Genomic DNA, 15,410 nt, shown 5'->3' with positions numbered 1-15,410 from the left:
AAAAGTAGAATCATGGCACTTGTAAACCAATATCTGTATGTTAATCGATCTGCAAGCGTAATAATTCCCTGTTTTTTACATATACTGCATGTGCTGTGAAATATTTTTCTGCTATTGGCTGTTTTGGTGATAAATATAACCGCTGTTGATTTGTTCGATGCAGCTTGTTCCCATAAGTGCCATTGTGACCTCAAATTCTTCTTTTAATAGCTTAATGCTATGCGCTGCCCCTAGCGCGCCTGCAACTGCCAAGCCATAAATATACGGACGACCGACCAAAACCGCACTTGCTCCCAAGGCCAGTGCTTTAAAAATATCTGTGCCACGACGAATCCCACTGTCTAATAAAATTGGGAAATCGTGCGATAAAATTTTTCGCATCGTGCCTAAAATTTGAATTGGGCTGACCGCGGTATCTAAAATTCGGCCACCATGATTAGACACAATAATACCGTGTGCTCCGTACTGATATGCCTGCTGCGCATCGGCAGGATGTAAAATACCTTTGAGTAAAATAGGCAGTGGACTGTGTTGTAGCAACCAAGCAATATCTTCCCATGTGGCAGCCTGCTGCATCAATCCATCAAAAAGAGGGTGCTGATTTTCCTTAAGCGGAGTGGTATTTACAGATGATTGATATACCGCCCGAATATGTGCAGGCAATTGAAAAGCAGCGCGACGTTCCCGATCTCGAATGCCCATGTGCGGTGCATCAACCGTGAGTACAATGGCTTGATAGGCATAGTGTTGCGCTTGAAAAATCAAATCCAAAGCAGCTTTACGACTGCCTTGCCAATACAGTTGAAACCATTTTGCCGCGCCCGAAACCTGATTCAGTGTGCTCATTGAAGTGGTACTTAAATGACTGAGAATCATGGGGGCTTGTAGGGCGGCTGCCGCTTGCGCTGTAGCAATTTCCCCCTGTGGATGAAACAGTTGTTGGTAAGCCACGGGTGCTAAAAAAATTGGGTGTGGATACTGTTCGCCCAAGAGCTGAATTTGCGTATTTGCCCCTGCAAAAGTATTTAAATGACGGGGCAATAATTGAATATCGGCAAACGCACGTAAATTGTTGTTCAGACTATATTCATCGCCTGCAGCGCCTTCTAAATTGGCCCAAGTGGCTGCATCTAAATGTAATTGCGCCTGTTTTTGATAGTCGGCAATGGTGTGTAAATGTGGCGGGATGTGATTCAAAGCTGCCAATGGCGTGGTATTCATAACTGACTCCATTGACGAATCAGATTGTGATAATGTGCGGTTAGTGCCAATACTTCTGCTGTATCTCCAAGTTGTTGACGCAATTGCAAAATAGTCATATCTAAATTGAACAGCATACTGCGTTGCCAGTCATCTTTTACCATACTTTGACACCATGTAAACGCTGCAATTCGTTGACCTGCTGTAACAGGTTCGACCCGATGTAAACTGGTAGCAGGGTACACGATGGCATCACCTGCACTGAGTTTGACTTCATGACTACCGTAATTGTCTTCAATAATCAGTTCACCGCCCTGATATTCTTCAGGCTCACTTAAAAACAGGGTCATGGACACATCTGTGCGAATCGGACGTTGTACCTGTGCGCAATATTGCACGGCATTATCAACATGATTGCCATAGGCTGCTGTGTTTTGATAACAATTGAACATCGGCTGGAGGATATGCAAAGGGAGCGCGAACGACTGTATTAAAGTCTGCTGTTTCAGTGCGCTGAGGATGTCTTGTGACAGTGTTGCACAGCTCGGATGTTGCAGGTCAAACTGCAAATTCTGTTTAATTTTCTGTGCTTGAGCCCCTGCACTGAGTTGACCATTTTGCCATGCATCTGCGGTGTCCAATTCAGCACGAATTCGTTGGACTTGAATTTTGCTGAGGACCTCTGGAATGTGAAGCATCATACCGATTCTTCCTGAAAAAGTTTGAATTCAAACTGCTGAACATTCTACAGCGTTGTTCGGCATGCAAAGTTCGAGCAATAGATGGTATGAAAAATAATCTATCGCTCGAATCTAAATCTGTAGCCTGTTTTAAGCGGGCTACTACAGATTTGCTATAACTTAGAACTTGTAGTTTAAGCTGATTGCTGCCGAGCGTGGCTGCCCAAGCACGACGCGACCACCACCATTGTTTAGCGTGCTGATGTATTCTTTATCGGCAAGGTTATAAAGGTTTAAATTTAACGAGGCATTTTTGTTGAAGTTGTAGCCTGCCAATGCATCAAACACGACATAGCCTGGAATATTTGGCATGTTGGCTGGTGCGTTGCTGTCAGTCACAACACGTTTTTGTTCATCGACATAACGCGCGCCCAAACCTAATTTAAAGCCCGCCCAGTCGTAGGTTGACCATAAACTTGCAGTCCATTCAGGCGACCAACGTTCCGATAAGGTTGTGGCACTCGTTGAACGTTGATTGAGTTGTTTCACTTTCATGTGCGCAACGCCTGCAGACAAATTCCAGTTTTCGGTCATTTGACCAACGGCACTCAACTCAATGCCATCGACCCGTTTTTTACCCTCTTGTACAGCAAGCTGAGAAATTGGATCTATAGTCGATTGATTTTCATTTTCTGTACGATACGCTGCAGCAGCCAAAGCCAGCTTGCCTTGTAGTAACTCCCATTTGCTGCCTACTTCATAATGATGGGTTTCTTGAGGCTTGGCATTGATTGCGTCATTGCCCGATTCAGACAGGCTAAAGTTGGCGCTGCCGGGCGGAGTCAGCGATTTTGCATACGCAGCGTAAATGCTGCTATTTAACGTAGGCTTATACACAGCGCCAAGTTTCCAACTGAACAGCGTATCGTGGGTGCTCAGATCTGTGGCCACCAAAGCATTTCCCCCACGTGGCAGAGTAAGCCCTTGATAATCTGTTTCATAATAATCGACCCGTACGCCACCATTCAGTTGAAAACGCTCCCCAAATTTTAGAGTATCAAATAAATATGCGGCTGCCGTTTGGGTTTCACCATCGGTATAACCGCCATTATAAATAAGCGCTGGCATGGCTTGATTGCGGTCTGGGTGATAAAGATTGGCCCACGGTGTATCGGCAGTGGCTTCGCCAGGCATCTGGGTTGCCATGAGTTTGCTAGATTGCTGTTCTTTTAAAAACTCCATGCCTGCAACAACATCATGCTGTACTGCCCCCGTTTTGACACTCCAGTTTAAAGTGCTTTGATTGGCCAGAATTTTATTTTCTTGATCGACGCCTTGGCGGGAGCGGTTCACTTCCCATTCGGCAGGGTTTGATGAACCATTGGTTCGAAGACCATTTGCACCTGTATTGATGCCTGTTAAAACCCGATTCATGTGGGTTTTCGCTACACGGGTGATATTGGTCAGTTTGAGTTGATCGGTTAAATCACTTTCAATTTTTGCGGTGAACATATCAGCATCGACATCTTCATAGTCATTGACATGACCATAAAAATTCTCCCGATTAACTTTAGGCGCAGTGGCTAACAGTGAATCGGTATTGTAAAAGCCTTGCATGCCCACAGTTGGAATGCCACCATCTGGAATATTGCGTTGTCTGATGTGTTGAGAATATAAATAAAGGCGTGTGGCAGTGTTTAATCCAAAGGCAATAGAAGGGGCGATGGCATAACTATTGTTTTCAATATAGTCACGTCCTTCTATGCCGCCTTCTTGCCCCATTACATTTAGACGAAATGCGGTATTTGGATTGATGGCCTGGTTAATATCTGCAGAAAGTCTTGTATGTTGTGCTGTGTTGTAAGTTGCAGAAATTTCCTGACTGCTTTCACTTTGCGGTAATTTGCTGACTAAATTGATATAACCCGATGCTGCACCACGACCCGCTTCTGAACCCGATGGGCCTTTGACAACTTCAATTTGATCAATGTTAAATACATCACGGCTGATTGCGCCTAAATCTCGGACACCATCAACATAGGTCGAGGTTTGGGTGGAAAAACCACGCATTTGAAAGGCATCGCCAGCACTAGTATTGCCATTTTCTCCCAATTGTAGAGTAATGCCTGGTGTATTGCGTAAGGCTTCAACTAAGGACGTTGCGCCTTGTTCTTGTAGCATTTCTTTTTTAATCACAGAAATTGTTTGTGGGGTATCCAACAACGGCTGTGTATATTTTGCAGAACTTAAACGGTCTGCCTTGTATTTGCTTTCGGCTTCTGATTTAACCGTAATGGTGGGTAAGTGGGTGACGTCATCTTCAGGGCTTGCGGCATGTGCAAGTAGTGGAAGAGAGGCGGCTAAAGCCATCAGTTGCGCAGAGCGATTGTGTTTGCGGCTTTTGATCTGTGCCATTTATGGTATTTCCCTAAATGTAAACCAACAGGAGGCCACGCTTTATTCAGCGTTTTTAGTTCAAAATGAATAAAGTGTGAAGTTGTTGTTATGACGTCTATAACAATTGTTGCTAATTGTATTGAGAATCATTATCAACAACAATGTGCGGAACGGCACTTTTTTCTAATTCTTATTTGAAAATAATAATCATTATCAATATTTTTATTTAATAAAACGATGTGAACGTGAAAGGCTTGGGAGTAAAGACAGAAAACCCTGCCGAAGCAGGGTTTGAGATGAAGTTTTAAGACTTAGAAGTCATAAGAAACAGAGAGCCAGTAGTTACGACCTGCTAAATATGTACCTTCAGAACTGCGTCCGATAGATAGATATTTATATGCCTGTTGTGTATCACCATTGATATCGATGTAATCCATATTTTGGGTAAAGTCTTTATCTAGTAAGTTGTTTACCGCAGCATTAATACGAATGTGATCGTTAAATTGATAGCTTGTGCCTAAGTTAAAGAGGTTATACCCAGAGAACTCATTATTTGTTTGTACTTCAATGCTTTGTGAGCCGGCATCTGTTGGTTTGGCAGTAAAGCGAGGGCGACCAGATTGGTACTCATGTTGTAACCAAATATCAAATGCATCATTAATATGCCAAGTTGAAGTCAAGTTAAGTAAATGTTTAGCAGTTGATTCTAAAGCATACCCTTTATCATCACCTTTGGTGATTTCTGATTCTGTAAAGGTGTAGGAGGCTTTGATATCCCATTCTGGGATAATTTGGTACTGCAATGAAGTTTCTAATCCGTAAATTTCTGCTTCATCAGCATTAAAGCTTTTACTAAAAGAGGTAACTTTGTTGCTGAAGTTAGAACAGTTATTGGTTTGACAGCTAAATGTTTTAGAAATAATTTTATCTTCAACTTGGTTGAAGAATGCTGTTGCCGTTAAATTTAAAGCATCAGTCGGTTGATAATTAAAACCAAGTTCATAGTTGACTGAAGTTTCTGGATCTAGATCAGGATTTCCGAGACTTGGTGTTGCACCTTGTCCACTATAACCATTGATACCGTTATACAAATCTTTGGCTGATGGAGTTTTATAGCCTGTGCTGACGCCTCCTTTAATCGTTAAGTCATCAGTTGTATTCCATACTAAATATGCGCGCGGGCTAAACTGTCCACCAAAACCACTGTGATCCTCAAAGCGTCCACCAAAGGTAAAATAAAGGTTATCTCTTAATTGCCATTCATCTTCAGCATACAGTGACCAAGTATCTTGAGTAAATTCTTTACCAATGCCTGCGATATCATCTGCAATAGTAGTGTCTTTATATTCGGTGCCAATAGTGAGTTTGTGGTTCGCAATTGGAGTGACTAAATGTGAGTCAAAGACTAAATCAGTATTTTCTAATTTGCGGGGTTGTCCTGCAAGTGCTGGAAATGCATCCGTTGGAATGGTGCGTCCTTTAGTCTCAGTTGTATTCTGACTGATATAAGTTTTCCACAAACCGAAGTTATATTGTCCATCATGACCTGCAGCAATTTGAATACGATTAAACTCAAGTTCATCTTCATATCCTGCAATACCGCCACGAGAAATGAAGTTACCCAAACGTTGATCTGAATTGTCATATTTTTGAGTTGATGAAAAACCATCGATCCAAAAAGAGTTTTGATCATCAAGTTTAAAGTCTAATTTTGCACCGATATCATAATTATCAGCTTTGCTTGGGCGTGGGTCACGACCTGTTGAACCCTGAATACGCTCTGAACGTTGACGGTCTAAATAGCTGCCACGTAGTTGCAAACCTAAACGGTCATTGATCAGTGGTCCATTGACGACAAAACTGGTTTTCCATGAGTCTGCTTCGGCATTACTTTCCATGACATTACCGCTGACAGTGACATTCCCATTCCACTCATCAGACACTTTTTTGGTAATGATATTGATCACACCACCCATCGCTTCTGAGCCATAGCGAGTAGCCATAGGTCCACGAATCACTTCAATTCTTTCGATTGCAGCCAGTGGGGGTAAAAATCCGTTTGATGTTTCTCCAAAACCATTTGGGGTAACATCTGAAGAGGTAGTTTGACGACGACCATCAATTAAAATTAAGCTGTAATCATTTCCAAGACCACGCATTTTTATATTTAGACCAGAGGTTTTACCGACACCAGAACGTATATCGATACCAGGAACATCTGCCAGTAAGTCTGCAATGCTGGTCGCATTTTTTTTCTCAATATCTTCTTTACTGACTATACTTATAGATGCGGGTGCATTTTTTAGCTCTTGTTCAAAACCTGCCGCTGAAACCACAATTGTGGAAAGTTGGTGGGTTGAAGTCGCATCGGTAGAGGTATTTGCGAAAACAGCAGTAGAGGTTGCCCCAAGTAATGCAAGACACAGCGGGTGTAGGTTGAACTTAGCCATAAAATTATATCTCTAATATGAATCAATGATCCTAATTCAGACCTATATGGTAATTAGAATCATTCATGAAGGAGTTGGCTAATAATAATGATAAGGATTCTTATTTACAACAAGAAATATACACAAAGTTGAAAATTTACAGAAAATAGCGTGCCGATTAAAAAAATTCAGTCGAGATCAGAACGTATTTTGTATATCCTTTAATGTTGTCATATAATGTGGCACTTTTTTATAAACTGTTATTACTAACTATATCGAGGAAGCCATGCAAGTAACTTCTGAAGCGGTTTCGGGCGTTGCCCGTCGTTTAAATGTATCTGTACCGACGAGCCGTATTAACGAGCAGTTTGAAGCTCGCTTGAAACGCACTGCCAAAACTGTGAAGATCAACGGCTTCCGTCCAGGTAAAGTGCCTCTAAACGTTGTTCGTCGTGAATACGGTGCGGGTATTTATCAAGAAGTGGTCAACGACATTATTCGTGACACCGTGTTTGAAGCAATCCAACAAGAAAAAATCAATGCTGTGGGTATGCCAAACATCGAAAAAACTGAAATGAAAGACGACGCTTTAGTATATGAAGCGACTGTTGAAGTTTATCCAGAAGTTGAAGTGAAATTTGACGGTTTGGAAGTTGAACGCAAGTCTTCTGAAGTAAATGATAGCGATGTTGAACAAATGCTTGAAAACCTTCAAAAGCAACGTGCTTCTTGGGTTGAAACCAAAGGCATGGCGAAAAAAGACATGCAAGTGACTTTTGACTTTGAAGGCACTGTAGATGGCGAGAAGTTTGAAGGCGGTGAAGCTGAAGACTTTAAACTGGTACTTGGTTCTGGTCGCATGATTCCTGGTTTTGAAGATGGTATCGTGGGCATGAAAAAAGGCGAAGAGAAAGTGATTGATGTAACTTTCCCTGAAGACTACCAAGCAGCGAACCTTGCAGGTAAAGCAGCACAATTCAAAATCACATTGAAGCTGGTTGAAAAGCAAAAACTTCCAGAAATTGATGCTGAATTCCTACAAATCTTCGGTATTTCTGAAGAAGAAGGCGTAGAAAAGTTAAAAGCTGACGTTCGTAAAAACATGGAACGTGAAGTGAAAAACGGTTTACGTAACCAAGTAAAAGGTGCAACTTTTGATGCACTCGTTGCGGCAAACGAAGTTGAAATTCCGTCTGCAATGGTTGCTCAAGAAATTGACCGTCAACGTCAACAAATGATTCAGCAATTCACACAGCAGTTTGGTGCGCAAGGTGCAAAAGCATTTGACTCAAGCATGCTTCCAGATGAATTGTTCAAAGAACAAGCTGAAAAATCTGTAAAACTTGGCGTATTGGTTAGCAAAGTATTAGAAAATGCTAAACTTGAAGTAGATCAAGCGCGTGTAGATGCTTACATCGAAGACATGGCTTCTTCTTATGAAGATCCAAGCGAAGTGATTGAATACTTCAAAAACGACAAACAACAACGTTCACAAATTGAAGCTGTTGTTTTAGAAGACCAGGTTGTAGATCACATCTTAGCTTCTGCAAAAGTTACAGATACAACTGTAAGCTATGAAGACTTATTGAAAGAGCAGCAAGCTCGTCAACAAGGCTAATAGGCTTTAGGTAAAAAAGGCGCTTTGTGCGCCTTTTTTATTGCATCGCGGTTTTCAGTTTTTCAGAGATTGATCGCATTTAACTCAAAATATCTACGATTTAAGCCGTGAATATTTTGCAATTTAGACAATTATCCCTCATATTGTGAACATGAGTCGTGTCACAAGAATTTAGGAATAAATAACCATTATGTATGTTCCAACAATTGAAAATGCTTTAGTACCCATGGTGGTCGAACAATCATCTCGTGGTGAGCGTTCTTTTGATATTTATTCACGTCTTTTACGTGAACGTGTCATTTTCTTAACGGGTGAAGTCGAAGATAATATGGCCAACTTAATTGTGGCGCAGATGTTGTTTTTAGAAGCTGAGAACCCAGATAAAGATATTCACCTTTACATTAACTCACCAGGTGGTTCAGTGACTGCAGGTATGGCAATTTACGATACCATGCAATTTATTAAGCCTGACGTTGTGACTTACTGTATGGGACAAGCAGCATCTATGGGTGCATTCCTGTTAAATGCAGGCGCAAAAGGTAAGCGTTACTGTCTTGAGAATGCCCGCGTTATGATTCACCAACCATTGGGTGGTTTCCGTGGTCAGGCATCAGATATTGAAATTCATGCGCGTGAAATTCTATTCATTAAAGAGCGTTTGAACCGTTTAATGGCAGAACATAGTGGTCAGGACTATGAAACTGTCGCAAGAGATACCGACCGTGACAACTTCATGACTGCGCAGGCAGCGAAGGAATACGGTCTTGTGGATGAAGTTTTAACAAAACGTCCATAAGTTTTAAAGATTGAGATATTGGAGTGACTATGTCCGAACATCCTCAGGGACAAAAACATTGTTCATTTTGCGGTAAAACGCAGTCTGAAGTCGGGAAGCTGATTGCAGGCGAGGACGCATACATCTGTAATGAATGTGTGGACGTATGCTTAGACTTGGTTCAGACCAGTCAACAAGTTGAGTCGGGTGATTGGGCAACACGTCCATTGCCAAAACCACATGAAATTCGTGCTGCGCTTGATCAGTATGTAATTGGTCAAGATACTGCGAAAAAAACCTTATCGGTTGCAGTATATAACCATTACAAACGCCTAAAAGTGAGCAATCAGGCGCATAAAGCAGGCGATGCTGTCGAAATCTCAAAAAGTAACATCATGTTGGTAGGTCCAACGGGTTCGGGTAAAACCTTACTTGCACAGACTTTGGCGCGCCTATTGGATGTTCCTTTTGCAATGGCAGACGCGACCACATTAACCGAAGCGGGTTATGTGGGTGAAGATGTCGAAAACATTGTGCAAAAGCTGTTACAAAAAGCTGATTACGATGTAGAAAAAGCACAAAAAGGCATTATCTATATCGATGAGATCGACAAAATCACGCGTAAGTCTGAAAATCCATCTATTACCCGTGATGTATCAGGTGAGGGTGTTCAGCAAGCCTTGCTTAAAATGATTGAAGGCACGGTCGCATCTATTCCACCTCAAGGTGGACGTAAGCATCCGCAGCAAGAATTCATTCAAATTGATACCTCAAATATCCTGTTTATTTGTGGTGGTGCATTCTCTGGTTTAGAGAAAATTGTACAGCAACGTCAGGAAAAAGGTGGGATTGGTTTTACTGCAGACGTGAAGAAAAAAGATGAAGGCAAGAAATTGTCGGATTTATTCCGTCAGGTAGAAGCAACCGACTTGGTGAAGTTTGGTTTAATTCCAGAATTTATTGGTCGTTTGCCAGTGATTGCAACACTAGATGAACTGGATGAAGATGCATTATTGCAAATTCTGACTGAACCAAAAAATGCCCTAACCCGTCAGTATCAATACTTATTCGAGATGGAAAATGTCGATTTAGTCTTTGAAGAGGCGGCTTTACGTGCAGTGGCGAAAAAAGCCCTTGAACGTAATACAGGCGCACGTGGTTTACGTTCTATTTTAGAAAATGCTTTGCTTGAAACCATGTATGACCTACCAAGCCGTACCGATGTAGGCACGGTGGTGGTGACTGAGGCTGTGATTGATGAAGGTGCGAAGCCTGAATTTCAGGTCGAGCGTCAAGCCAAAGCTGAAGAGCCAGTTGAAGAAAAAGTCGACTTAAAAGTATTAGACAGCAAAACAGCTTAATTCGCTGTTCGTCTGAAACGTGCCGAAACGCTAAGTTTCGGCACGTTTTTTATTGTCAAAAAAAACAAGGCGGTGTTAATCTTAGTTCAAGGCGCGGACGCCTATTATTCAAAACAACAATTGCAAAATGAATTTGCAGCTTGATTTGCAAAAACTTAATTTACAAAAATAAGAAACGCAGTGAGGGATAGACATGCGTGGTGTCGCAATCTTGGTCGTGACCAGTTTAATGTTAGTGGGATGTCATGGCAAAAAAAACGTGGTGCAACAAACGCAACCACCGAGTACCTTAAAAGTTTTAGATTTAGAACAAAAGCCTGGTTTTGTAGAGCAGCACCGCTTAGGCATGATGACCATTGGTGGTTGGGTCAATCAAAAACTAGGGCAAAATTTTAAACCTGTTCAGGCACAGCATCAAGATGCGGCCATTGTGTATTTGTATCGCCCTGACTCTAAGTGGAATAGGCAGGAAATTGTCGCAGCCAGTATGTTTATCAATAAGCATCGGATTCCAAGTTTATTGCACAATCATTATTACTGGATTGAACTTGCACCAGGTGAGTATCGTTTAAGTGTAAGTCGGCCTTTGGGGGCATTGCATTTTCAAAAACCGAAGTATTTAGATTTTCAGGTACAAGCAGGGCAGTCGTATTTTATTAAGTATGACGAAGAAAACTTGAGCACACGTAAGGAGGTTTCAGGGCCTTTAATTTTAATGCCTACAAGTACCGCACAACAGGAAATCGCATTTACTCAACTCAAAACAGAAAGCTATAACTTTGTTGCGGAAGATCAGCACACAGGCAAGTTACGCAAAAAGCCACAAAAAATTAAGCATGAGAAATATGACCCTGCAGAAGATGTGCATTTAACCCAACCCTTTAAATTGTGGGATCCGAGAACGTGGTAAGGTTTTGCATCTTTATCTCATGCATTGCTTTTATTTATTTCCAGTAAGCATAAAAAAGCACCCAATGTTGGGTGCTTTTTCGCTTATTACTAAATTGGAATATTATTCTGCTGCAGCATCTACAACGGGAATCTTGCCAATTTTAGCTTGCCAGATTTTTGGTGCAATCGCGTGGATAGATGTACCATTGACATCTACCGCAACAGATACAGGCATATCTTCAACTTTGAACTTGTAGATTGCTTCCATACCTAAGTCTTCAAAAGCAACCACTTCTGCTTCACGTACAGCTTTAGATACAAGATAAGCCGCACCACCTACTGCCATAAGGTAAGTTGCTTTATGGTCTTTGATGGCTTCAATTGCTGCAGGACCACGATCCGCCTTACCAATCATACCGAACAAACCAGTGTGCTCTAATACTTGGCGTGTGAACTTGTCCATACGTGTTGCTGTTGTCGGACCTGCAGGGCCAACCACTTCATCACCAACAGGATCAACTGGGCCAACGTAGTAAATGAACTTGCCTTTTAAGTCGACTGGTAATTCTTCACCATTGTTGATCATGTCTACCATGCGTTTGTGCGCAGCATCACGACCTGTGTAAATCGTACCGTTTAATAATAAAGTATCGCCCGGCTGCCAAGTGTTCATTTCTTCTTGAGTGATGTTGTCTAAATCTACACGTTTAGATTTAGAAGAGTCCCAAGTCACTTCTGGGTAGTCATCCAGTTTAGGTGCTTGAATGTGTGCAACACCTGAACCATCTAACTGGAAGTGTGCGTGACGTGTTGCCGCACAGTTTGGAATCATACCCACTGGTTTGCCCGCAGCGTGGCAAGGATAGTCTTTGATTTTAATATCAAGAACGGTAGTTAAGCCGCCTAAACCTTGTGCGCCAATACCCAATGCGTTTACTTTCTCGAAGATCTCGATACGGAGTTCTTCCATTTTGTTTTGTGGGCCACGACGCAATAATTCGTCCATGTTGATTTCTTCCATGAGTGCTTCTTTTGCAAGCATCATGGCTTTTTCAGCAGTACCACCAATACCAATACCCAACATACCTGGTGGACACCAGCCTGCACCCATGGTCGGAACAGTTTTAAGTACCCAGTCTACAATTGAGTCAGATGGATTTAGCATGGCCAATTTAGATTTGTTTTCTGAACCGCCACCTTTAGCAGCAACCGTAATATCAACTTTGTTACCCGGAACGAGTTTGTAGTGAATGACTGCTGGGGTGTTGTCTTTGGTGTTTTTACGACCAAATGCAGGATCAGCCAATACAGATGCACGAAGCACGTTTGAGTTTTCTAGGTAACCCTGACGTACACCTTCGTTAATTGCATCATCTAAGCTCATGGTTAAATCAAATTTAACGTCTAAGCCCACTTCAAGGAATACGTTTACGATACCAGTATCTTGACAGATTGGACGATGGCCTTCTGCACACATACGTGAGTTAATTAAGATCTGTGCAATCGCATCTTTCGCAGCTTTGTTTTCTTCACGATCATAAGCACGGCTCATCGCTTGGATGAAGTCTTGTGGATGATAGTAGGAAATAAACTGAAGCGCGTCTTTGATCGAAGTGATCAAGTCATCTTGCTTGATAATAGTTGTCATATCAAAAATCTCTTGAGCGGGCGGATAGCTAGCGGACTAAATTATAAGATAAAAACAGAAAGTTGTGGGCGTTTATACAGCGTTTTGGGTCTAAAGTTTAATAGGCCATCTATGTGTCATATTTATGTTAAAAACTGTCATATATGACAAGAAAAGCGTCATCTTCGCTGTCATATTTCATTTATTACAGGTTGATTTTTCATTTAAATTATCATTAAGTTATTGAAAATTATATTTATATTAAATATTACAATGAATTTTATATTGTCATATAACTGTCATAAAACTTTCGCATAATGCACTCATCGAAACTTGAGTATGTTTTTATGATTACAGTCGTTGCATCAGTTATTGGTTTTTCTATGTTTATCGCAGCTACTTGGTTCTACGGTCAACAAGAAGATCAAGCCTAAGCTTCATCTTCTTTTTTATGTCTTTAGTATTGATCATAAAAATAATCGAATATTTAAAATCACAAAAAATTAATTTTTAAGATTTAATTTCATTTTCACAAATATATTCAATCATTCCTGAGTCATTTTTCTCCAATTTAAAGCTTTCTGGATTGGCCATTTCCCAGACCATGGTGCCATTTTGGTAACGGCTTAAGCGTGAAATGTATTCACGGTTTGAAGCGCAGTCCAAAATGAAATCTGAGCGTAATTCATTATATTTGAGAGCGCCTTCTGTTTTGGTGTTATTAAATTTTTGCGCCACAACGACATGGTGATATTGCCCTTGTTTCTTAATGCTATCTAAATCAATCTGGAAAGTAATTCCATTATTTCTCAGCATGGTTTTAAAGTTTTCAGCATATACACTTTGGATCGCGATGATACTCATTAGTATAAGAAGTAGTTTTTTCATTTTTATTTTCATCCTAATTTAAAAAGACTTTTTTGATAAAATTTTCTGTTTGTATTTTATTTTGACGGTAGTCTGAAATCCCTTTGGCAGAAAAAATTGCATAATCACATCTGATTATCGGTGCAACATTTGGCTTTGTAGGGTTGGTTTTGCAGTTAATCGGTGAGACAGCTTGATCGACTCTATATTCATGGTCAAAATTGACTTGAAGATATATTTCACCATTATCTTTATAGATTTGGACTGAACCAAATTGATGCCCAAGTTTTTGTGCTAATTGTTCAGTTTTGAGTTTCGACTTAAATTCAATACGATCATAATATCCGAAGGTGGATTTCAAAAGGTTTTGATCTAGCACGCCAACGGAGCTATAGACATTGGGAACCTCAATTTTTGAGAGTGCAAAACTTTGCTGATGCTGGTCGACGTTAATACCCTCAAAATTAATCTGATAGGCTGAACCAATGTCTTTGACATGGGTTTTTAAAGTGACTTCACTGCATGAGTTAGAGACAGAAGAAGGCTGTCTTCGATCTTCAGCAAAAGTACTGTTACAAATACGAAGCTTTGTCGTGGTATCAGAGAGTGATCTTAAAGTTGAATAATAACGTTTCCAAATATGATCAAAATATTGACTACGCGCTAAACTAGAGAAGTAGTTTTGGTTTGACACCAATCCCTTAAAACGTGTGGTTTCATTGACACTACTTTTTGGCACAATAATACTAAAACGATTTTGTGCGCCATTTAAGGGTTCGCTTTTGGTAGATTGACCTGAATAGCTTAAAACTTTTTGATAAAGATTATTTTGTTCGCCTGTCACTTGGCAGCCTGTGAGTAACAACAGACTTGATGTGAAGATTAAAATTTTCTTATTCATGATAATTACTCAAATACATAACTGACATCGACAGACAAGATTGGCGTTAGGCTTTGAATAATGCGTTGATTTTGATGATCAAAATAGACTTTCCAAGGGTTGGCAATATTTTGACATTCAAATAAACCATAATATTTTTGTAAGTTTGGTGTATCTAAAATTTCTGCCCCACGATATGGATATAAAGATTTAGGATGTTGTTCAATTTGAACCAGTTGTCCTAAGTCTTTTTCACAATATTGTTGAGCGCGTTCATACATCACCACACCAGCCTTGTATGAAACATTATTCAATGCAATTTGACGTGGACTTTTAAATTTATCGTGAAAATACTCTTGAACTGTTGGATATTGAACGAAAATATTTTCATTTAGGTCGCTTGACGAGTTCCATTTGTCTATGGCTTTGGTGAGCCAGCCAGCTTGAGTAAAGGTGCTAGTCAAGGTGAAACAGCCAAGTAGCATGAGTTGACGAATCATGTTTTATTCCCTCTAAAAAATAAGTTAGAAATTATTTTATTTTTAAAGTTTTAGTTAAAAATTACTTTATATATCAATGAGTCGTATACATAAAATAACGAATCTAAAAGATACAGTAAACATAGTTCAGATACAAATAGACCATTCAATTTTTACATCATTGAATGGTCTGATTTGAATATCAG

12 protein-coding genes are annotated in these 15,410 nt (G+C 40.5%); 4 read left to right on the top strand and 8 right to left on the bottom strand.

The window, feature by feature from the left end; all coding sequences use genetic code 11:
• Positions 1 to 111: 111 nt before the first annotated feature.
• The 4 genes from FTT71_RS08785 to FTT71_RS08770 all read right to left on the bottom strand — a co-directional run bounded on the left by FTT71_RS08785 (position 112) and on the right by FTT71_RS08770 (position 6,727).
• Entirely contained in the window at positions 112 to 1,221 is a 1,110-nt protein-coding gene (locus FTT71_RS08785; RefSeq protein ID WP_180061133.1) for an alpha-hydroxy acid oxidase, read from the bottom strand.
• Positions 1,218 to 1,901 (bottom strand): Fe2+-dependent dioxygenase, encoded by a 684-nt coding sequence (locus tag FTT71_RS08780; RefSeq protein ID WP_131260574.1) that lies wholly within the window; start codon positions 1,899 to 1,901, stop codon positions 1,218 to 1,220. The genes FTT71_RS08785 and FTT71_RS08780 overlap by 4 nt, the downstream gene beginning before the upstream one ends.
• Before the next feature lie 159 nt (positions 1,902 to 2,060).
• Entirely contained in the window at positions 2,061 to 4,295 is a 2,235-nt protein-coding gene (locus tag FTT71_RS08775; protein WP_179988893.1) for a catecholate siderophore receptor Fiu, read from the bottom strand.
• 293 nt (positions 4,296 to 4,588) lie between these two features.
• Positions 4,589 to 6,727 carry a TonB-dependent receptor domain-containing protein gene (locus FTT71_RS08770; protein WP_004974851.1) on the bottom strand — a complete coding sequence of 713 codons (2,139 nt, stop codon included), beginning with the start codon at positions 6,725 to 6,727 and terminating at the stop codon, positions 4,589 to 4,591.
• A 265-nt stretch (positions 6,728 to 6,992) separates the two neighbouring features.
• Between FTT71_RS08770 and tig the strand changes: the two genes are divergently transcribed.
• The 4 genes from tig to FTT71_RS08750 all read left to right on the top strand — a co-directional run bounded on the left by tig (position 6,993) and on the right by FTT71_RS08750 (position 11,370).
• Positions 6,993 to 8,324, top strand: a complete 1,332-nt coding sequence (tig, locus tag FTT71_RS08765; RefSeq protein WP_004974853.1) for a trigger factor — start codon at positions 6,993 to 6,995, stop codon at positions 8,322 to 8,324.
• A 190-nt stretch (positions 8,325 to 8,514) separates the two neighbouring features.
• Entirely contained in the window at positions 8,515 to 9,120 is a 606-nt protein-coding gene (clpP, locus tag FTT71_RS08760; RefSeq protein WP_004974855.1) for an ATP-dependent Clp endopeptidase proteolytic subunit ClpP, read from the top strand.
• A 29-nt stretch (positions 9,121 to 9,149) separates the two neighbouring features.
• On the top strand, positions 9,150 to 10,460 hold the full coding sequence (clpX, locus tag FTT71_RS08755; RefSeq protein WP_180158773.1) for an ATP-dependent protease ATP-binding subunit ClpX: 1,311 nt from the start codon (positions 9,150 to 9,152) through the stop codon (positions 10,458 to 10,460).
• 193 nt (positions 10,461 to 10,653) lie between these two features.
• Positions 10,654 to 11,370, top strand: coding sequence for a DUF2846 domain-containing protein (locus tag FTT71_RS08750; RefSeq protein ID WP_180158774.1), 717 nt, complete (start codon positions 10,654 to 10,656; stop codon positions 11,368 to 11,370).
• Between the two features lie 102 nt (positions 11,371 to 11,472).
• Here FTT71_RS08750 and FTT71_RS08745 read toward each other — a convergent pair whose 3' ends face one another.
• The 4 genes from FTT71_RS08745 to FTT71_RS08730 form a co-directional block, all read right to left on the bottom strand.
• Positions 11,473 to 12,999 carry a fumarate hydratase gene (locus FTT71_RS08745; RefSeq protein WP_168417897.1) on the bottom strand — a complete coding sequence of 509 codons (1,527 nt, stop codon included), beginning with the start codon at positions 12,997 to 12,999 and terminating at the stop codon, positions 11,473 to 11,475.
• Positions 13,000 to 13,488: 489 nt separating this feature from the next.
• Entirely contained in the window at positions 13,489 to 13,866 is a 378-nt protein-coding gene (locus FTT71_RS08740) for a surface-adhesin E family protein (protein WP_067763650.1), read from the bottom strand.
• Between the two features lie 13 nt (positions 13,867 to 13,879).
• Positions 13,880 to 14,746 (bottom strand): hypothetical protein, encoded by an 867-nt coding sequence (locus FTT71_RS08735; protein ID WP_067763647.1) that lies wholly within the window; start codon positions 14,744 to 14,746, stop codon positions 13,880 to 13,882.
• Positions 14,747 to 14,751: 5 nt separating this feature from the next.
• Positions 14,752 to 15,225, bottom strand: a complete 474-nt coding sequence (locus FTT71_RS08730) for a hypothetical protein (RefSeq protein WP_067763644.1) — start codon at positions 15,223 to 15,225, stop codon at positions 14,752 to 14,754.
• Between the last annotated feature and the right edge of the window lie 185 nt (positions 15,226 to 15,410).

The sequence above is a fragment of the Acinetobacter sp. YH01004 genome (assembly GCF_013420455.1).
Lineage (GTDB): Bacteria > Pseudomonadota > Gammaproteobacteria > Pseudomonadales > Moraxellaceae > Acinetobacter > Acinetobacter towneri.
This window is presented reverse-complemented; position numbering and strand designations above follow the sequence as displayed.